General features: G+C 28.7%; 17 protein-coding genes and 1 riboswitch. Of the genes, 13 read left to right on the top strand and 4 right to left on the bottom strand.

Going from position 1 to position 19,051, the window contains the following annotated elements; all coding sequences use genetic code 11:
* Nucleotides 1-22 precede the first annotated feature (22 nt).
* Both JFY71_RS00440 and galE read right to left on the bottom strand, forming a co-directional pair.
* On the bottom strand, nucleotides 23-1,003 hold the full coding sequence (locus JFY71_RS00440) for a LacI family DNA-binding transcriptional regulator (protein ID WP_243661080.1): 981 nt from the start codon (nucleotides 1,001-1,003) through the stop codon (nucleotides 23-25).
* Between the two features lie 12 nt (nucleotides 1,004-1,015).
* On the bottom strand, nucleotides 1,016-1,990 hold the full coding sequence (gene galE, locus JFY71_RS00435) for a UDP-glucose 4-epimerase GalE (RefSeq protein WP_243661079.1): 975 nt from the start codon (nucleotides 1,988-1,990) through the stop codon (nucleotides 1,016-1,018).
* Nucleotides 1,991-2,115: 125 nt separating this feature from the next.
* Here galE and JFY71_RS00430 point away from each other — a divergent pair, with 125 nt between their 5' ends.
* The 9 genes from JFY71_RS00430 to JFY71_RS00390 all read left to right on the top strand — a co-directional run bounded on the left by JFY71_RS00430 (nucleotide 2,116) and on the right by JFY71_RS00390 (nucleotide 10,579).
* On the top strand, nucleotides 2,116-3,600 hold the full coding sequence (locus tag JFY71_RS00430) for a UDP-glucose--hexose-1-phosphate uridylyltransferase (protein ID WP_243661078.1): 1,485 nt from the start codon (nucleotides 2,116-2,118) through the stop codon (nucleotides 3,598-3,600).
* A gap of 21 nt (nucleotides 3,601-3,621) precedes the next feature.
* Nucleotides 3,622-4,896 carry a galactokinase gene (locus JFY71_RS00425; RefSeq protein ID WP_243661077.1) on the top strand — a complete coding sequence of 425 codons (1,275 nt, stop codon included), beginning with the start codon at nucleotides 3,622-3,624 and terminating at the stop codon, nucleotides 4,894-4,896.
* 73 nt (nucleotides 4,897-4,969) lie between these two features.
* Nucleotides 4,970-5,084, top strand: a riboswitch (FMN riboswitch).
* A gap of 201 nt (nucleotides 5,085-5,285) precedes the next feature.
* The gene (gene ribD, locus JFY71_RS00420; protein ID WP_243661076.1) at nucleotides 5,286-6,374 is read left to right on the top strand and encodes a bifunctional diaminohydroxyphosphoribosylaminopyrimidine deaminase/5-amino-6-(5-phosphoribosylamino)uracil reductase RibD; all 1,089 of its coding nucleotides are present in this window, start codon (nucleotides 5,286-5,288) and stop codon (nucleotides 6,372-6,374) included.
* Nucleotides 6,374-7,015 carry a riboflavin synthase gene (locus tag JFY71_RS00415; protein ID WP_243661075.1) on the top strand — a complete coding sequence of 214 codons (642 nt, stop codon included), beginning with the start codon at nucleotides 6,374-6,376 and terminating at the stop codon, nucleotides 7,013-7,015. The genes ribD and JFY71_RS00415 overlap by 1 nt, the downstream gene beginning before the upstream one ends.
* Before the next feature lie 9 nt (nucleotides 7,016-7,024).
* Nucleotides 7,025-8,221, top strand: a complete 1,197-nt coding sequence (locus tag JFY71_RS00410) for a bifunctional 3,4-dihydroxy-2-butanone-4-phosphate synthase/GTP cyclohydrolase II (protein WP_243661074.1) — start codon at nucleotides 7,025-7,027, stop codon at nucleotides 8,219-8,221.
* Between the two features lie 9 nt (nucleotides 8,222-8,230).
* Nucleotides 8,231-8,698, top strand: coding sequence for a 6,7-dimethyl-8-ribityllumazine synthase (gene ribH, locus JFY71_RS00405; protein ID WP_243661073.1), 468 nt, complete (start codon nucleotides 8,231-8,233; stop codon nucleotides 8,696-8,698).
* A 139-nt stretch (nucleotides 8,699-8,837) separates the two neighbouring features.
* Nucleotides 8,838-9,896 carry an agmatinase family protein gene (locus tag JFY71_RS00400; RefSeq protein ID WP_243661072.1) on the top strand — a complete coding sequence of 353 codons (1,059 nt, stop codon included), beginning with the start codon at nucleotides 8,838-8,840 and terminating at the stop codon, nucleotides 9,894-9,896.
* Nucleotides 9,897-10,162: 266 nt separating this feature from the next.
* Nucleotides 10,163-10,327: an OsmC family protein gene (locus tag JFY71_RS00395; protein WP_243661071.1), complete on the top strand. Its 165-nt coding sequence runs from the start codon at nucleotides 10,163-10,165 to the stop codon at nucleotides 10,325-10,327.
* Between the two features lie 3 nt (nucleotides 10,328-10,330).
* Nucleotides 10,331-10,579 (top strand): OsmC family protein, encoded by a 249-nt coding sequence (locus JFY71_RS00390; protein ID WP_243661070.1) that lies wholly within the window; start codon nucleotides 10,331-10,333, stop codon nucleotides 10,577-10,579.
* A 68-nt stretch (nucleotides 10,580-10,647) separates the two neighbouring features.
* On the opposite strand, the gene JFY71_RS00385 is transcribed toward JFY71_RS00390, so the two are convergent.
* Nucleotides 10,648-11,502 (bottom strand): Cof-type HAD-IIB family hydrolase, encoded by an 855-nt coding sequence (locus JFY71_RS00385; protein ID WP_243661069.1) that lies wholly within the window; start codon nucleotides 11,500-11,502, stop codon nucleotides 10,648-10,650.
* Nucleotides 11,503-11,710: 208 nt separating this feature from the next.
* On the opposite strand from JFY71_RS00385, the gene JFY71_RS00380 reads away from it, so the two are divergent.
* The 3 genes from JFY71_RS00380 to nagA are packed head-to-tail and all read left to right on the top strand — an operon-like array spanning nucleotide 11,711 to nucleotide 15,892.
* Complete coding sequence (locus tag JFY71_RS00380; RefSeq protein ID WP_243661068.1) at nucleotides 11,711-13,282, top strand: PTS transporter subunit EIIC; 1,572 nt, start codon at nucleotides 11,711-11,713, stop codon at nucleotides 13,280-13,282.
* A gap of 16 nt (nucleotides 13,283-13,298) precedes the next feature.
* Nucleotides 13,299-14,666, top strand: coding sequence for a class-II fumarase/aspartase family protein (locus tag JFY71_RS00375; protein ID WP_243661067.1), 1,368 nt, complete (start codon nucleotides 13,299-13,301; stop codon nucleotides 14,664-14,666).
* Nucleotides 14,667-14,713: 47 nt separating this feature from the next.
* Complete coding sequence (nagA, locus tag JFY71_RS00370) at nucleotides 14,714-15,892, top strand: N-acetylglucosamine-6-phosphate deacetylase (RefSeq protein ID WP_243661066.1); 1,179 nt, start codon at nucleotides 14,714-14,716, stop codon at nucleotides 15,890-15,892.
* Nucleotides 15,893-15,998: 106 nt separating this feature from the next.
* On the opposite strand, the gene JFY71_RS00365 is transcribed toward nagA, so the two are convergent.
* Nucleotides 15,999-17,549 (bottom strand): helix-turn-helix domain-containing protein, encoded by a 1,551-nt coding sequence (locus tag JFY71_RS00365; RefSeq protein WP_243661065.1) that lies wholly within the window; start codon nucleotides 17,547-17,549, stop codon nucleotides 15,999-16,001.
* Between the two features lie 410 nt (nucleotides 17,550-17,959).
* Between JFY71_RS00365 and JFY71_RS00360 the strand changes: the two genes are divergently transcribed.
* Complete coding sequence (locus JFY71_RS00360) at nucleotides 17,960-19,051, top strand: glycerol dehydrogenase (protein ID WP_243661064.1); 1,092 nt, start codon at nucleotides 17,960-17,962, stop codon at nucleotides 19,049-19,051.

Below are 19,051 nucleotides of genomic sequence, written 5' to 3'. Positions count from 1 at the left end.
AAAAACAACGTAATTTTAAAAGTTACGTTGTTTTTCTTTCTATAATTCTACATGGAAAGACCATATTTATTGGAATATTATAGTTATGAAAATTATATATGAAATTTGCTGCATATTTTCCCATTTCATAAGCAGGAGCATGGACCGTTGTAAGTGGTGGATTAGTAAATCTAGAACCTACTACATCATTAAATCCTATTATGGAAATAGTATTAGGAACTTCTATATTATATTCCTGTAAGGCATTTAAAGCTCCAATTGCAATTGAATCACTAGCTGCAAATATTGCTGATGGGAGATTGTCATCTTCAATTAATTTTTTCATCATTTTGTATCCGGACTGTATGCTAAAGGAATCTTCTATTAAGTAGGGCTTGTAGTCTATTTTATTTTCTTGGCAAAATTTAATAAAATATTTTTTTCTCTTATCTTCATAGAGAGTATTTTCATTAACATATTCTAAACCGCCTAAATATCCGATACTTTTATGGTTTTTGGATTTTAAAAGACTTAACAAATCATATACAGCATTTTTAAAGTCTAAAGAAATAGTATTGACGATTATTTTATCGGTACATAAATCTACAAAGATTATATTTTTATGTTTGTTTTTCAAAGTAGTAATTTCATCATTTGAAAACTTACCAATACAAATAAGACCGTCTACATCCTTTAATGAGTCAATATAGTTAACATCATCTTTAAAATTTCTAATTAATTCTATTTTGTTTTTCCTACAGTAATCTTCAACACCCTGTCTAATATATAAATAAAATGGATCTTGAATTTCTTCTTTTATAGAAAACCATTGTAAAACACCTATTGAAAAAGAATGACTACTTTTAGATTTTTTTCGAACAGTATAATTTAATTCTTTAGCAGTTTCAGTAACTATTTTTCTAGTTTCCGGAGCTACCTGTAGGGTAGGGTCTTCATTTAATATTCTAGAAACTGTTGTAATTGAAACTTTTGCTTTTTTAGCAATATCTCTAATAGTAGCCATATCTTTTACCCCTTATTTGTTCTTTAAATAAAAATTCCACGCAGTTTTAATTATTTTTTTAATATCTGTATATTCTGGACTCCAATTTAATAATTCTTTTGCCTTTTTGTTATTAGCAATTAACCTAGCAGGATCTCCTGGTCTTCTAGGACTTATTTCTACATTTATTGGTAGATTTGTAACTTCTTTAGCAGCATTTATTATTTCTAATACTGAAAAGCCCTCTCCATTTCCTAAGTTAAAAATATTACTTTCATTTCCGTCATATAAATAGTTTAATGCTTTAAAATGAGCCTCAGCTAAATCATTAACATGAATATAATCACGAATACAAGTTCCGTCTGGAGTGTCATAATCATCACCGAAAATATAAATAGTATCACGAACACCTAAAGGAACTTGTAATACTAAAGGTATTAAATGTGTTTCAGGATTATGAAGTTCTCCTATTATTCCATCTTCATGTGCTCCACAAGCGTTGAAATAGCGAAGTGCAACCCATTTTATATCATAGGCTTTTTCACACCATTTCATCATTTTTTCCATTGCTAGTTTAGTTTCACCGTATGTATTAGTAGGATTTGTTTCATCGTCTTCAGTAATAGGTATTTTCTTAGGATCCCCATAAGTTGCAGCAGTTGAAGAAAATACAATGTTTTTTACATTATGTTTTTTCATTATCTTTAATAGACAAATCATACCATAAACATTATTGTCATAATAGTCTAAAGGTTTAGTCATGCTTTCACCAACTAATGAATTAGCTGCAAAATGAATTATACCTTTAATGTCCTCTTTTGTAAAAACCTCATCCATAAATTGTAGATCTCTAATATCACCTTTATAAAATCTTGCTTTTGGATGAACTAATTTTTCAAACCCTGTTTGTAAATTGTCAACAATTACTATGTCTTCACCTTTTTCAATTAATTTGTAAACCGTATGGCTACCTATATATCCGGCGCCTCCAAGAACTAAAATACTCATAATTATCCCTCCTTGTTACTATTAATTATAGCATTTTAGTAAAAAAAGTCAATATTTTAGTAAAATAATTGACATATTTTAGTAAAATGGTATAATTGAATTAAAATAAAGCAAAGGAGAATATTATGAACTATCAAATTAGCAGATTAATAAATTTTGGTTTACAAAAAGGCTTAATAGAAACAGATGATGTTGAATATTCAGTTAATATGTTGTTGGATGTATTACAGTTAGATAGTTTTGAATTTTTTAAAATTGAGGAAGAATTAGCTACAGCCGTTCCAATATTAGAAGAGATGTTAGAGTATTCCGTTAATAAAGGAATAATTAATAATTCTGTAACAGAAAAGGATTTATTTGATACAAGAATTATGAACTGTATAATGCCACGTCCAAATGAAGTGGTTAATAATTTTACTTCTTTGTATGAAAAAGAAGGGGCAAATAGTGCTACAGATTATTTCTATAACTTGTCCATAGCTTCAAATTATATTAGAAAAACAAGGACAGATAAAAATATATTTTTTACATATGATAGTGATTATGGAGAAATTGAAATTACAATTAATATTTCTAAGCCGGAAAAAGATCCAAAAGAAATATTAAAGTCAAAAAACATTGTTTCTACAGGTTATCCAAAATGTGCATTGTGTAAAGAAAATGTTGGATTTAAAGGTGATTTTAATCGAGCAGCAAGACAAACCCATCGTATTATTCCAATAAAACTAGATAATGAAGAGTATTATTTACAATATTCTCCTTATGTATATTACAATGAGCACTGTATTGTTTTAAATAAAGAACATATTCCAATGAAAATAGACATTGAAACTATTTCAAAATTATTTTCCTTTGTAGAACAATTTCCTCATTATATGATTGGTTCAAATGCTGATTTACCAGTAGTAGGAGGATCTATTTTATCCCATGACCATTTTCAAGGAGGTAGATATATTTTTCCAATAGAAAATGCAAAAATTATGTATTCAGTAAAATTAGAAAAATATCCATCAACTTCTGTTGAGCTGTTAAAATGGCCTTTATCAACTATTAGGCTTTCTTCAGATAAGAAGAAGGAAGTATTAGAATTATCAGAAAAAATATTAGAGAAATGGAAAAATTATTCCAATATAGATTTAAATATTATAAATAAAACAGATGAAGTAAGACATAATACTATAACTCCAATAGTTCGTTATGAAAATGGGAAGTATATTATTTATTTAACATTAAGAAATAATAGAACTTCTGAAGACTATCCTTTTGGAATATTCCACCCTCATGAAAGCTTACATCATATTAAGAAGGAGAACATTGGTTTAATTGAAGTTATGGGACTGGCTATTTTACCGGCTCGTTTAAAAACCGAATTGGAGTTATTAGGTAAATGCTTACTTGGGCAAGAAGATATAAATAAACATGAATCTTTAGAAAAACATTATGACTGGTATAAAGATTTGAAAAATAAGGACTTTAATGAAAACAATGTAAAGGAATTTATTGAGGAAGAAACAGCGAAAATTTTCGTTAAAGCCTTAGATGACTGTGGTGTTTTCAAATTAGATGAAACAGGAAGTAAAGCTTTTATTGAATTTGTAGAATCTATTTAAATAGAAGAGAAGAGGAAATATATGCTTAAAGTAAAAGAAGTTATAAATTTAATAAGAAATGACAAACTAAATAATGATTTTTTAAAACTATATAAGGATGAAGAAAAAATCAAAGAGCAAAAGGAAAGATATATTGGTGCTTTAGAAAAATTTGAGTCCTTATATGGAAATGAAGAAGTTGAAATATACAGTGTTCCAGGAAGGACAGAAGTACTGGGAAATCATACAGATCATCAATTAGGTCGTGTTGTTGCAGCAGCAATAAATTTAGATATGATTGCAGTAGTTAGTAAAAGTGAAAATATTAATATTGTAAGTGATGAACAAGTTATTGAGGAAATAAGAATTGATGATTTAGATAAAAAGGAGAATGAAGAGGAGACCTCAGAATCTTTAATCAGAGGGGTTACTAGTAGATTAAAGGACCTAGGATATAAAATCGGAGGATTTAAAGGCTATTTTACCAGTGATGTATTAATAGGTTCCGGTTTGTCATCTTCAGCAGCTTTTGAAGTAATGATAGGAGCAATACTGTCAGGCTTGTATAATAATATGACTATTCCACCTGTTGAAATTGCAAAAGTAGGTCAGTATGCTGAAACTGTATATTTTGGAAAGGCAAGTGGGTTAATGGATCAGTGCGCTTGTTCTATAGGAAATTTAATTACTATAGATTTTAAGGATATTAATAATCCATTAGTTGAACACCTAGATGTAGATTTTTCAAAATTGAATTTAAGTATTTGTATTGTTGACACTAAGGGTTCCCATGCTGATCTTTCAAATGAATACACTATGATTTCCGGTGAAATGAAAAAGGTTGCAAATGTATTTAATCAAGATTATTTACGAATGGTTAATGAAGAGGAGTTTTTCAAAAATATTACTACTGTTTTAGAAAAATGTGGAGATAGGGCAACTTTAAGAGCAATTCATTTCTTCAATGAAAACAGACGAGTAGGAGAAATGGTAGCTGCATTGGAAAATTATAATCTTGAAGAAATTGAAAAACTTGTATCAAATTCAGGTGATAGCTCTTTTAAATATCTTCAAAATATATATAAAGGTGGAAGTATAAAATCACAAGAAGTTGCGGTTGGACTGGCATTATCTGAAAAAATATTAGGAACTAACGGTGTTTGTAGAGTTCATGGTGGTGGATTTGCAGGAACAATACAAATTTTTGTCAATAATGAATTTGTGAATGAATATAAAGAAAGTATTGAGAAAGTTTTTGGCAAAGGTTCTTGCTATGTTTTAAAAATCAGAGAAGATGGCGCTACTAAGGTTTTATAATCTAAGTTAGATTTTAAGTTGATTTTAATTATTTGACAAATAAAGAATATACAATTACAATGTATTTAATTGAATATATCTTCAGGGCAGGGTGAAAATCCCTACCGGTGGTAAAGCCCACGCACCGAAAGGTATGATTTGGTGAAATTCCAAAGCCGACAGTAAAGTCTGGATGAGAGAAGATAATAGTAATATATTGTTGATTTGCTCTGAAATGGTTTCATTTCAGAGCTTTATTTTTTTCTAGGTATAAAAATAAATAGATTTATAATTATATAAACATAAATCTAAAATAAAACAAGAATAATTATTTTAAAATTTTGCCCTGAACAATTTTGTTCAGGGTTTTTTGTTGTAATAAATTTATTTTAAACATTATTGGAGGAGAAATGGACGAAAAAAAGTTTATGGCTTTGGCAATTGAACTAGCAGAAAAAGGTAGGGGTAAAGTAAATCCAAATCCATTAGTAGGAGCAGTAATTGTAAAAGATGGGGAGGTTATTGGAAGGGGATACCATGAAGAGTATGGTAGGGCTCATGCAGAGGTTAATGCAATAAATTCCTCTAAAAAATCCTTATGTGGTTCAACAATGTATGTAACCTTAGAGCCTTGTTGTCATCAAGGAACAAATTCACCTTGTACAGAAGCAATAATAAAAAGTGGAATTTCAGAAGTTGTAGTTGGAACATTGGATCCAAACCCAATTGTTGCCGGAAAGGGAGTTGGAATTCTTAAAGCTAAAGGAATAAATGTAAAAGTAGGATTTTTAGAAGAGGAGTGCAAGGAATTAATAAAAATATTTTCTCATTATATTAAAACTAAAACTCCCTATGTAACTATGAAATATGCAATGACTATGGATGGAAAAATTGCAACAAAAACCAATAAATCAAAGTGGATTACAGGCGATGAGGCAAGGGAAAACGTCCACAAAACCAGAGGGGAATATGCCGGCATTATGGTTGGTATTAATACAGTTGTTAATGACGATCCAATGCTGACTTGTAGACTTGAGGGTTTCTATAATCCAATAAGAATTATATGTGATACTAATTTAATTCTTTCACTAGATTCAAAAATAGTAAGGACAGCAAGGAAGGTAAGAACAATTATTGCCACCTGTAATAGAGACCTTAAGAAACAAAGGGAATATATTAACCTTGGTTGTGAAATTCTTGTAACAGATATGAAAGATGGTCATATTAATCTTTCTCAACTAATGAAAAAACTGGGAGAAATGAAAATAGATAGTATTTTACTTGAAGGAGGAGGAACTTTAAATTGGTCGGCTTTAGAAGGGGGAATTGTGAAATCCCTTCAGGTTTATATTGCTCCCAAATTATTTGGTGGCTTACATGGTATTTCACCAATTAGAGGAGACGGCGTCAGTGATCCAATTAATTCAATAAAGTTGTCTCCACCAACAGTTAAATATTTTGGCTCGGATATTCTATTAGAAAGTGAGGTTTTATTTTAATGTTTACAGGAATTATTGAAGAAGTAGGAGAAATTGACAGTATTAGCCGTAAGGGAAATTCTTTAAGTTTAAGAATAAAAGCAGATAAAATTATGTCCAATATTTCAATAGGAGACAGTATTGCTGTTAATGGAATTTGCTTAACTGTTACAGAATTTACTCAAGATGGATTTTTAGTTGATTCTATGAGAGAAACTCTAGAAAAAACTTCCTTAAAAAATTCCAAAGTAGGAGATTTAGTAAATTTAGAAAGGGCAATGACAGCTAACGGCCGTTTTGGAGGCCATATAGTAACAGGACACATTGACGGAGTTGGAAAGATTGTAGAAGTAAAAAAAGATGAAATTGCAACTTGGTACAGAATACAAACCAATGAAAAAATTATGCAATATATTATTGAAAAAGGCTCAATAGCTATTGATGGAATTAGTCTTACTATTGTTGATTTTACAGAAGATAGTTTTAGAGTATCGGTTATTCCACATACCTTTAATGAAACAATACTATCCTATAAAAAAATTGGAAGTATGGTAAATTTGGAAAATGATTGTGTTGGTAAATATATTGAAAGAATTTTAAATATAAACAAAGAGAAGGAAAGCAATATTTCCAGGGAATTTTTATTAAAATATGGATTTTAGGAGGAAATAATGAAATTTAAATTAGTTGAAGAAGCTATTTCCGATATTAGAGAAGGAAAAATAGTAATGGTAGTTGATGATGAGGACAGGGAAAATGAAGGAGATTTAATTTGTGCAGCAGAATTTGCTACAAGGGAAAACATTAATTTTATGGCAAAGTATGCTAAAGGATTAATATGTATGCCTATGAGTAGAAAAATTGCTGAAAACCTACAGTTGACTCCAATGGTAACCGTAAATACCGATAATCATGAAACAGCCTTTACCGTTTCTATTGACCATAAAGAAACATCAACAGGTATATCAGCTGAAGAAAGAGGCCTTACAGCTCGTTTATCTGTAGATGAAAATAGTAAGCCGGAAGATTTTAGAAGACCTGGCCATATGTTTCCCCTTGTTGCAAAAGATAATGGAGTTTTAGAAAGAAATGGTCATACAGAGGCCACAGTAGACTTAATGAAATTAGCAAATTTAAAGGAATGTGGAATTTGTTGTGAAATTATGGCAGATAACGGGCAGATGATGAGAAGGGAAGAATTAAAAGAGTTTGCAAAAAAATGGAACATTACATATATTTCCATAAAAGATTTACAAGATTATAGAAAAAATAAGGACAAATTAGTAAAAATGGTTTCAAAGACTAATTTACCAACTAAATATGGAGACTTTACACTCTATTGCTATATAAATATATTAAACCAAGAACATCATTTAGCATTGGTAAAAGGAGATGTAAATAATGAAGGTAATGTACTTTGTAGATTACATTCTGAGTGTTTAACAGGAGATACCTTTGGCTCTTTAAAATGCGATTGTGGAAAACAACTGGAAAATGCTATGAAAAAAATTTCAGAAAAAGGGCAGGGAATAATTTTATATATGCGTCAAGAAGGTAGGGGAATAGGACTTGTAAATAAAATAAAGGCTTATAACTTACAGGATAAGGGAATGGATACTCTAGATGCAAATCTTGCCTTAGGATTTAAGGGGGATTTAAGAGAATATTATATAGGAGCACAAATGCTAAAGGACCTAGGAGTTAGTTCCATAAAACTTTTAACTAATAATCCGGATAAGGTAAATCAGCTTTCTGAATTTGGTATTAAGATTACAGAGCGTTTACCAATTGAAATAGAAGCTAATAAACATGATTTATTTTACTTAAATACAAAGAAAAATAGAATGGGACATATTCTAAATATATAGGAGGAAAAAATGAAAGTATACGAAGGAAATTTAATAGCGGACAATATAAAAGTTGGAATAGTAGCAGGAAGATTTAACGAGTTTATTACATCAAAGTTATTATCGGGAGCAATTGATGGACTTAAAAGACACAATGTAAAAGAAGAGGATATAGAAGTGGCTTGGGTACCTGGTGCTTTTGAAATTCCTTTAATAGCTGCTAAAATGGCTGAAAATAACAAATATGATGCAATAATATGTTTAGGAGCTATAATTAGAGGTTCAACTACCCACTATGACTATGTTTGTAGTGAAGTTTCAAAGGGCATAGCACATATTTCTTTAAATAGTGAAAAACCTGTTTTATTTGGAGTATTAACAACAGAAAACATAGAACAAGCCATTGAAAGAGCGGGAACAAAAGCAGGTAACAAAGGATTTGAATGTGCTGAAGGTGCAATTGAAATGGTTAATTTAATAAGGGGATTGGAAAGTTAAAAACTATATATAATTACCGCGGTAATTTGATTTTAATCACATTTTATAGTAGGATTAAGATGAAACCTTAGCCGTAAGGTGTAAATGTGCAGTGTAATCTTTAAAGTGAGTATGTTTAATAACTAGGAGCGTGTTATATATGAAAAAAAATACTCATGGCGAAAAAGCACTTTTAGCAGCAGAAAAACTTGTAGAAAAGATGGGTGGAATGGACAAAAGCAAGGTAAATGAAAAATTACCACTATTTGTTCGAGATGACATACCTTCGTATGCAGGAATAGCAACATTTTTAAAAACTCCATATTATGAAGATTTTAATAATATTAAGGATTTAGATGTTGCATTTGTAGGAGCACCTTTTGACGTAGGAACAACATTTAGACCGGGAACACGTTTTGGTCCAGAGTCTATGAGATCTATTTCAAAATTATTTAAAACATATAATTTTGAAGCGGGAATCGATTTAGCATTGGAAATGAAAATGGGAGATATTGGTGATATTTTCTCTATTCATGCAATAGACAGAGAAATTGAACAATTAAGTGAAGCAGTATCAACTATTTTAAAACAAAATGTATTTCCTGTTGTACTTGGAGGAGACCATTCTATTGCTTATGGAACAATAAAAGGAGTTGCAAAATCAATAGAAGGAAAAGTTGGAGTAATACAACTTGATCGTCATTTAGACATGACTCCACTTATGATGGGAGAAAAAATGCATGACACACCATTGTATCATGCAGGTTCATTACCAAATGTAGATCCTAAAAATATTGTTCACATAGGTATTGGTGGCTGGCAAAACGATGCAAGAGCAGCAGCTGGTACAAAAGAACGTGGACAAACAGTTTTAACAGTTGATGATGTAGATGAACTTGGAGTAGATAAAGTAGCTGAAATAGCTTTGGAAAAAGCTTGGGCAAATGGTGTAGAAGCCGTTTATCTAACAGTAGACGTAGATGTTATTGACAGTGGAATTTCAAATGGTACTGGATGGCCAGAACCAGGTGGATTACTTCCAAGAGAAGTTCTTAGATTAGTAAGAAAATTAGCGGAACCAGGTCTTATTGGTATGGAGGTTGTAGAAGTGAGTCCTCCTTATGATGACAATAATCAGCAAACAGCCTTAATGGGTGTTAGAATTATTTGTGATACCTTATGTTCATTAGTACAAAATGGACATTTACCAAAGAAATAAAAACTAGGTAAGAGTAAGTATATTAGAAGATAGGTATATACTTTTAGATTATACTGTTAAATAAATAATGGGCCGGTTTACTTATTATCGTTAAATTAATATGTCTTATTTTACATAAGTAAGTCGTTAAAAAACCACTATAATTTTTTAATTATAGTGGTTTTTATATGCTCAATTATTAGCAAATATAATAATTGAATGGTTTTACCTATAATTATAGAAAAACTGTAGGGGTATAAATATATTATTGATTGTAGGAGGAGACTATGGAGAAAAGTTTATATAAGGCAAGTATAGAGTCTATAGAAGGAATGAAAACTATAGCAAGGGTAAGAAATTTTGAATTAATATTAGATGAGCCAATAGAAGAAGGTGGCTTTGATGAAGGTATGACACCAGTAGAAGCCTTGTTATCATCCTTAGGTGCTTGAAAGATGATGGTGGCTAAAGGGTTTAGCAAAAAATTGAAATTAAATATTAAATCTATAAAAATTGATGTTAGTGGTGAAATGGATAAAAATAAAAGTAAAGGGTTTTCACTAATAAAAACGACTTATTATATAGATACTGATGATTCAGAAAAACAAATTAACAAATTTATTAACCTAATAGAAAAATATTGTCCTGTAAAACTAACAATTACAGACAGTCCTGAGTTTGAAACAGAAATAAAGATAATTTAATATATAGTAATTGGTAGTTGTTTTTATTTTTCTAACAAAATTAAAATACCATAAGGGCATATATAAAGCTAAATAATATTTTTAATAGCTTTATATATGCCATCATTATTGTTAGTGTCTGTAATCCATTTCGCCTTTTCTTTGATTTTTCTGTTAGCATTTCCCATAGCAATTGAATTTGGAAAAGTTTCAAATAGCTCAATATCGTTCATACTATCACCAAAAATATATACATTTTCTAAAGAAAAATCTTTTTCTTTTACTAAATCCATTAACATAACAGCCTTATTAGAAGAAATTTCTGTTATCTCTAGAGAATAATCTGATGTTTTGTGTACACCTAAATTATTTATGTCCTGTAACAATAGGTAACTGTCCTGTATTTTATTTTCATCAAAATTTGCAAGGTCTATTTTTAAGACGTCGATATTTTTTGTTATTAAAGAATCGGACAAGTTAAGAGTTTTTGTATTATAAAGTAACATCTTTTTATAGTAATCAATAGATTCTGTTGAATTTAAATAATGGTTATTATTAACAGTACCTAAAATTTTAATATGTTCATAAAAATATGATTCTTTATCAGTAAAAATATATTTTTCTTTGTTAGTAAATATAGTTGTATGATTTGTATCCTTTAATAGAATCGGTAAAGCTTCCTTTAGTGTTTCATTTTCAATAGGTATACGTTTAATTTCCTTATGATTTGAATCTATATATTGATGGCCATTATTTAAAATTAAATCACAACTTAAATCGTATTGTTCTAAAATCGGTTTTACCAAATCATAGTTTCTACCTGTTACAATTACCCACTTATATCCTAATTGATTTATTCTTTTTATAGCTTTTAAAGAATTTTCTGTAATTTCCTTTGAGTCAGATAGTAGGGTTCCGTCTAAATCAAATGCAAATAGTTTCATTTTATCACCTTCTTTTATAATATATTAAAAAACCTTTCAATTATTAATACTATCATGTATATAAGAAATTGTATATTTAGATTTGGTTTAGGGGCAACTAAATGCGAATTAATTTTATATAATTAGTCCCTTGAAGAACTTTATAATAAATATGATAATTAAAGTACTTCATGAAGGAAATTTTTTATAAAAATGAAAGGATAGAGACATGAAAAATAAAAATAAGTCGAGCTGGAAAGATGGTATACAAGTATTTGGTCGTTCACTTCTTTTACCTATTGCAGTATTAGCTCCTGTTGGAATGATAATGGGAATATGTAGTGCCCTTTCTCAACCATATATGTTGGAAAAATTTCCTTTAATAGGAAATGAAACACTTCAATTGATTATTAAAAGTTTGCAATCGATTACCAGTATTGTATTTAATAACATACCTTTACTTTTTGCTATGGGAGTTGCACAAGGGGTTGCTAAGAAAGAAAAAGGTATTGCAGTATTTGCTTCAGTTGCAGGTTATTTAACCTTAAACCAAGTAATGAATATATTTTTAACAGTAACAGGTAATCTTGCCGAACCTGAGACTATGGCACAAGTTGGACAGGGTATGGTATTAGGTATTCAAACCCTTAAGATAGAGGCTATGGGTGGGATTATTTGTGGATTAGTAGCAGCAAAAGTAGCTAATAGATTTTATAATTTAGAACTTCCATTGGCGTTTGCGTTTTTTGGAGGTAAAAAATCAATACCTATTATAACAATAGCGGCGATGGTGCCAATTGGTCTTGTAGTTCCAATAATATGGGAATTACTAACTAGATTTTTAATTAGTATATCTTTTATTTTTATGACACCATATATAGGGAGTGGTATCTTCTATGCTCTAAATAGGGCTTTAATTCCTTTTGGTTTACATCATGTTTTATCTTCTATAGTAAGATTTACTGAAGCAGGAGGAATATATATTATAAATGGTGCGGAATATATAGGTATCTTGCCAGCTATAAATGAAATTTTATTTAATTTAGGTCCTTCAGATCCCTCTTGGTCTCAATATATGCCAAAGCTAACAAGTTATTTAGGAGGAGCTCAAATGCTTACAACATTATTTAGAGTTCCAGCTATAGGATTAGCTATGTATAAAACAGCGTTTACTAAAAATAAGAAAATAGCTAAAGGTGTTATTTTAACATGTGTTTTAACAGCGTTTTTAGGAAATGTTACAGAACCGTTGGAATTTACTTTTCTATTTATTTCACCAGCTTTATTTATAGTGTATTGTATTATATCTGGAATAATGACTATTCCGTATCAGCTTTTAAATATATCTATAGGATATATACGAGGAACTATTTTTGATTTTGGTATTTTTGGACTTTTATATGAAAATACTCATTGGATAAATTTAATTTTATTAGGAATAGTAAATTTTGTAGTTTTTTATTTTGTATTTAAATGGTTCATTTTAAAATTTGAATTAGAAACTCCAGGCCGTGAATCATTTGAAGTTAATGAGGCTAGTAGTGTATTAATTAAAGAAAAAAACTGGGATAAAATTGCGGATATTGCTATAGAAGGTTTAGGAGGAAAAGAAAATATTTTAAGTTTGGAAAATTGTATTTCTAGATTAAGAATTGATTTAAAAAATCCAAAGTTAGTTGATGAAAAAGAATTAAAAAATTCAGGCTGTGCAGGAATTTTCTTCCCTAAAGAAAATCATATTCATGTAGTTTTTGGACCACATGTAGAATTTGTAAGATTAGCAATGGAAGATAAAATATAGACTACAAGGAGTATATATGAGAGCGTTATATGATTCTAAAAGTAAACTTGATGATAGGGGAATTAAAAAATTATTAACAGAAGAATCTAAAGTAGAGTCATGGTTAATAATTGAATCTGCTTTAGCAAAAGCCCAAGGTGAAGTTGGATTTATACCTAAAGATGCTGCTAATAACATACAGGATTCTTGTAAAATTGAAAATATAGATTTTGAAGAAATGTATAGAATTAAGGAGAAAATAGGGCATGGATTTGTACCATTTTTAAAAGTTTTAGTTAAAGCTTGTAATGATATCGGAGAAAAATATGTTCATTATGGTGTAACAACTCAGAATATACAGCAGACAGGACAATTATATATTCTTAAAGAAGTTATGGAAATAATAAAGGGGTTTATTTCTGATATTCTTGATAATTTATCTGTTTTAGCAGAAAATAATGCATTTACAGTTATGCCAGGAAGAACTCATGGGAAACATGCAATTCCAATAACATATGGCTATAAAGTATCTGTATGGATAAGTGAGTTAATTGCCAATTTAAATAGAATAAAGGAAAGTGAAAAAAGAATTTTTCAGGTTATGATGGGAGGAGCTGTAGGAAGTTTTAATGCTACAGGAGAATTAGGAAGAAGGGTACAGGATTTAGTTGCTAAAGAATTAAATATGTATTCTATGGAAGTTCCTTCAAGAAATATGTGTATACATAAAATAGAATTTATTAATAACTTAGCTATGTTATGTAATACATTTCACAAAATAGCAGAAGAAACATATTATACAGGACTGGAAGAAATAGGAGAAGTAAGTGAGAGTTTCACACCAGGAACTGTTGGAAGCTCAACAATGCCGCAGAAAATAAACCCTAAATTATCAAAGGGAATTATTGCTAATTCACAGAAACTCTATTCTATAGTATCTTTAGGATACTATTCTAGTGTTAGAATGTTTGAAGGAGATAGTAGTTCTTATATGCTATTTGATGGTTTATTAGAAGAAGCTGTTGAATTAGCCGCGGAAATAATAATTAGGGCTGAGGAACTAACACGAACAATAGATATTAAAAAAGATAAGATGAAAATAAATGCAGAATTAAATAAAGGGCTTGATAATAGTGAATATATTATGATGGAAGTAGCAAAAAAAATAGGTAAGGATAATGCTCATGAGTTAATGTATAAAAAAGCCATGCAGACCGAGATAGATGGTAAAGATTATCTAACTGTATTGAAAGAGGATAAAATTATATCAAGTATGTTTAAAGAAGAAGAGATAGAAGAATTAACAAATCCAGCAAATTATATAGGGGAAGGACCTAAAATTGCAAAGGACATGGCAAAAAAAGCAAAAGATAAGTCCTTGGAATTAAAATCTAAAATAAAGTAGATTACTTATCTATTGTTAATTCATCTAAGATGTAGAGAGGTATTTTAATGATAATATATTCAAAACAAGTTTGTACTTTAGATGGAATAGTAGAAGCTTACGTAAAAATTAAAGATGGAAAAATTATAAGTATAGATAAATCTTGTGATTCGGAATTTATTGATTATAGTAATTTAATAATTATGCCTGGTTATATAGACATTCATATACATGGTTGGGCAAATGGTTCATTTTGGATGGAAAAAACTCCGGAATCTATTTGGAAAATGCAAGAACATCTACCTAAGTGTGGCGTTACTTCTTTTTTAGCAACAACAGGGGCTGATTCTATAGAAGAAACCTGTAGATCTATTGAAGCAGCTAATATAGTTTATCTTAATCAAAAAAAGGGAGCGGATTTTTTAGGAGTCCATATGGAAGGGCCCTTTATTTCAAAAGAATATAAGGGGTTGCAACAGGAAGAACATTGTATCGAACCAAATATTAATTTAATGGAGAGATTTTATAATCTGCAAGATGATAAATCAATGATAAAACTTATGACACTAGCTCCTGAATTAAATAATGCAAAGGAACTCATTAAATATAATAAGGAAAGAAAAATACAAAATTCAATAGGCCACAGTGGAGCATCCTTTGATTGTATAAAAGAATTAAAACAATATGGATTAGGTGGAGTAACTCATATGTTTAGTGGTATGAAGGCATTTCATCATAGGGAATTAAGTGTAGTTGGAGCAGCCTTGTATTTTGATGATTTATATTGTGAGTTTGCAAAACAAACAGGTATGACTGTAAAGCATGAGGCTTTTGACTTTGTTTACAGATTAAAGTCAGATGATAAAGTATATTTAACTACAGATTGTCAAGGAATAGCTAGAACACAAAAGCCCTTCTATCACTATATTAGAGGAGAAAAATTCGAACCAGATAATGGAAAATTAAAAATTACAAAAGATTCTGGTGAGATAGAATTTATTGATCCAGATGATTATGATTCTGTAAAAGATTTAGAAGTAAGTTATGAAGATTCTGTAAAGAATATGTTAAAACATACTAATATGGATTTAATATCTTTAAGTAAAATTACTAGTTTAAACCCGGCAAAGTATATAGGTGTTGATAATAAAAAAGGATCTATAGAGATAGGAAAAGATGCTGATATTATAGCGTTAGATAGTAACTTTAATGTAATTAAATGCTATTGTAAGGGCATAGAATATTAAAAGTTAATAATTATAACATATAAAAGATCTTATATGAATAAAATAAAGATGAAGTATCTAAAACAATATAGATAGTATCATCTTTATTTTATTCATATATAGAATTTTAAATAAAAAATTCATCATATTTGTTTGATAATATATTTTCAATTTCATTGGCAGATTTATTTTCTAGTTTTTTTGAAAAGTCAGATTTTAAAAATTTGAAGTTTGTTCTAGAAAATCCTAGACTTATTAATTTATTGATATCATTGTCGTTGAAGAAATATTCCATTTTTATTGATTTATAATTAAGTTTTGAAACAATATCATGTATTCTATCAGAAAAAGTTATAATATAATCAAAATCAATATTTTTAATTAAATTTACTTCATTAATATCAAAAATTTTTACTATTTCAACCTCAACTCTATTTTTAAGTGCCTCAATAAAATATTGCACTCGTTCAAAGTAAGTATTTGTAACTATTATTATTTTTTTTATATTATGTCCAAATATTTTATTTTTATTAATCCATTTTTTTAATATTAAGGTAATTGTTAAATATTGTTCATCATCAAAGTTTACATTGAAGCTTTCTTCAATTTCTAAAGAATATTTCTTTACTAGATTATATAAAACAAAAAATTTAAAATGAGTATCCTTCACCAATTTATCCTTAAAAGAATAATTATAAGTTTTTGAAACAATTTCCTTATATAAATAATTATATATTTCTTTTTTTATTTCATTATTGGTATATAAAGTAGTATTAATATTATTTTGTATATTTTCTAAAAAATTATTTACTTTAGTTTCTAATAATTTATTTATAGGAAATTCTAATGAAGGGTAAAAATCCAACATTGTTGTAATTTGATTTAAAGCCGCATTTTCATATTTATCTAAAAAATAGTTTAGATTTAAGGAACTTAATTGTATATTGTATAAGGTGTTGATCTTATTATATCTTTTTCTCAATATTGCAACAGCAGTATAAATCAATAAGAACTTTTTAGAAGAATAGGTTAAATTACGAGAATATTTGTTTAAAAATTCAGTTAAATATATTTGACTGAATTTTTTTACATCTTTATAATTGTTTAACAATAATTCAACTATTAGATTATCTGAAGGGGTATTGGCCTTTCTAGGTAATATATTATAATCTTCATCAATCTCAAATAAAGGAATTAAAATTTGGATTACCAGTATTCTGTATTTAAGTTCATTACCTATAATAGTGATACCTTTCTTATATATAACTTCGACTTCAAGCTCCTTTTCTTCCAGATATTCTTTTAAAAATTTTGTATCTTTTTTCTTTGTTGTTAAAGATAGACCTAAATTATCGTAAACTTTTGTTAAATTTATACTGCCAGAGAAAAATGTTTTTGTAATTACATAGTAGATACGCTCATATTTATTTAAAGAATAATTATTCATATTTAATTCTTTAATAAAATCATTGACATTATTGTAACTAAGATCATGTATAATATAACCGTTTTTTATTGTTAGATATTTGTTTTTAGGAAGATATTTATTCAAATGATAGATATTTTTTCTAATAGTTGCAGCATTTTTGCTAAAATGTTTAGAAACTTTGCTTATATGAACGGAATTGTTTTCCTGTAAATATTTTAGCAATTTTAAATTATAGGAAGTTAGTGCCATAGTTATACCTCTTTGACTTATTTAAACTACTTTAAATTATTTAAAACCTTATATAAATTAAAATATTTGTTTTTCTATACAGTAATTTTAGCATTTAAATTTTATAGAAGCAATGTACAATATAAATCTTTTTTGACAATAAATAGGTTAATTATAAAATTTAAGTTCCCTTAGAGAAAGAATTTTATATAATTATTAGTTTATTAAAACTTTATAAAGAGTTAGATAAAATGAAAATCTTTAGCTGGTTTAGTCTAAAATATTGAATAATTATATTTTATTCAAATTATTTGAAATATTGAACCTAGTAGAAGTTTGTTGTATAATAATGCTATAGAATGATAAATAATTATCGTTTAATTTATAAATGACTAAAAGATGTATACTATGTTTAACTAAAGGAGAATTAAATGACAAAGATAATAGGTAGTCCAACAAGATATATACAAGGTAAAGGCGAACTGGAAAGATTTGTAGATCATGCTTCTACACTAGGAAATAGAATTTTTATTATTATTGATAAAAATATAAAAGATATTGTTTTACCTTTCATTGAAAAAAACTTAGAAGAAAAAAAAGTAAGTTTAGAAATAGTAGATTTTAATGGTGAATGTAGCAAGAATGAAATTAATAGATTAAAGGGAATATTGGAAGAAAAAGGTGGAGAAATTGTTGCAGGAATAGGAGGAGGAAAAACTCATGATACTGCAAAAGCCGTAGCTTTTTATGCAGAAAAACCTGTTATTATAGTTCCTACAATAGCCTCTACAGATGCACCTTGCTCTTCTTTATCTGTTATATATACAGATGATGGGGTTTTTGAAGAATACTTATTTTTACCTTCAAGTCCGAATATAGTGTTAATAGATAGTGATGTGGTTTCAAATGCACCAGCAAGACTCTTAGCAGCTGGAATAGGTGATGCATTAGCAACATATTATGAAGCAAGAGCATGTCAGAACTCAGGTGCTTTAAATATGTTTGGTGGCCATATTACAAAGACAGCAATGGCACTAGCTGAACTTTGCTACAATACATTAATAGAAGATAGTGTAAAAGCCTATCTATCTGTAGAAGAAAAAGTATGTACTAAAGCAGTTGAAAATATAATAGAAGCTAATACTTATTTAAGTGGAATAGGATTTGAATCTGGTGGACTTGCAGCTGCTCATGCTATTCATAACGGTTTAACAGTTATAGAAGAAGCCCATAATCTTTATCATGGAGAGAAAGTTGCATTTGGTACATTAGTGCAATTGGTTTTAGAAAATGCTCCAATTGAAGAAATAGAGGAGTTGATTTTCTTATGTCAAGAACTTGGCTTACCAACTACCCTAGAAGATTTAAATATTAAAGAAGTTAATAATGAAAAAATAATGGAAGTTGCAAAACTTGCATGTGCACCAGAGGACACAATGGGTAATATGCCATTTGAAGTAAAACCGGAAGATGTTTACGCTGCAATTATGGGAGCTGATTCTCTAGGAAAATATTATAGATAA

The organism is Miniphocaeibacter halophilus (assembly GCF_016458825.1).
In the GTDB taxonomy this organism is placed as follows: Bacteria; Bacillota; Clostridia; order Tissierellales; family Peptoniphilaceae; genus Miniphocaeibacter; species Miniphocaeibacter halophilus.
The sequence above is the reverse complement of the archived record's forward strand: the minus strand, read 5'-3'. Positions and strand labels throughout refer to the sequence as shown.

What these genes read in the sequence shown, in the direction of transcription:
- JFY71_RS00400 (WP_243661072.1), top strand. Translation starts at nt 8,838, where the DNA reads ATGAAAAAAAATACTCATGGCGAAAAAGCACTTTTAGCAGCAGAAAAA.
- JFY71_RS00390 (WP_243661070.1), top strand. Translation starts at nt 10,331, where the DNA reads ATGATGGTGGCTAAAGGGTTTAGCAAAAAATTGAAATTAAATATTAAA.
- JFY71_RS00410 (WP_243661074.1), top strand. Translation starts at nt 7,025, where the DNA reads ATGAAATTTAAATTAGTTGAAGAAGCTATTTCCGATATTAGAGAAGGA.
- JFY71_RS00440 (WP_243661080.1), bottom strand. Translation starts at nt 1,003, where the DNA reads ATGGCTACTATTAGAGATATTGCTAAAAAAGCAAAAGTTTCAATTACA.
- JFY71_RS00415 (WP_243661075.1), top strand. Translation starts at nt 6,374, where the DNA reads ATGTTTACAGGAATTATTGAAGAAGTAGGAGAAATTGACAGTATTAGC.
- galE (WP_243661079.1), bottom strand. Translation starts at nt 1,990, where the DNA reads ATGAGTATTTTAGTTCTTGGAGGCGCCGGATATATAGGTAGCCATACG.
- JFY71_RS00385 (WP_243661069.1), bottom strand. Translation starts at nt 11,502, where the DNA reads ATGAAACTATTTGCATTTGATTTAGACGGAACCCTACTATCTGACTCA.
- JFY71_RS00380 (WP_243661068.1), top strand. Translation starts at nt 11,711, where the DNA reads ATGAAAAATAAAAATAAGTCGAGCTGGAAAGATGGTATACAAGTATTT.
- JFY71_RS00395 (WP_243661071.1), top strand. Translation starts at nt 10,163, where the DNA reads ATGGAGAAAAGTTTATATAAGGCAAGTATAGAGTCTATAGAAGGAATG.
- JFY71_RS00425 (WP_243661077.1), top strand. Translation starts at nt 3,622, where the DNA reads ATGCTTAAAGTAAAAGAAGTTATAAATTTAATAAGAAATGACAAACTA.
- JFY71_RS00365 (WP_243661065.1), bottom strand. Translation starts at nt 17,549, where the DNA reads ATGGCACTAACTTCCTATAATTTAAAATTGCTAAAATATTTACAGGAA.
- JFY71_RS00430 (WP_243661078.1), top strand. Translation starts at nt 2,116, where the DNA reads ATGAACTATCAAATTAGCAGATTAATAAATTTTGGTTTACAAAAAGGC.
- ribH (WP_243661073.1), top strand. Translation starts at nt 8,231, where the DNA reads ATGAAAGTATACGAAGGAAATTTAATAGCGGACAATATAAAAGTTGGA.
- JFY71_RS00360 (WP_243661064.1), top strand. Translation starts at nt 17,960, where the DNA reads ATGACAAAGATAATAGGTAGTCCAACAAGATATATACAAGGTAAAGGC.
- nagA (WP_243661066.1), top strand. Translation starts at nt 14,714, where the DNA reads ATGATAATATATTCAAAACAAGTTTGTACTTTAGATGGAATAGTAGAA.
- ribD (WP_243661076.1), top strand. Translation starts at nt 5,286, where the DNA reads ATGGACGAAAAAAAGTTTATGGCTTTGGCAATTGAACTAGCAGAAAAA.
- JFY71_RS00375 (WP_243661067.1), top strand. Translation starts at nt 13,299, where the DNA reads ATGAGAGCGTTATATGATTCTAAAAGTAAACTTGATGATAGGGGAATT.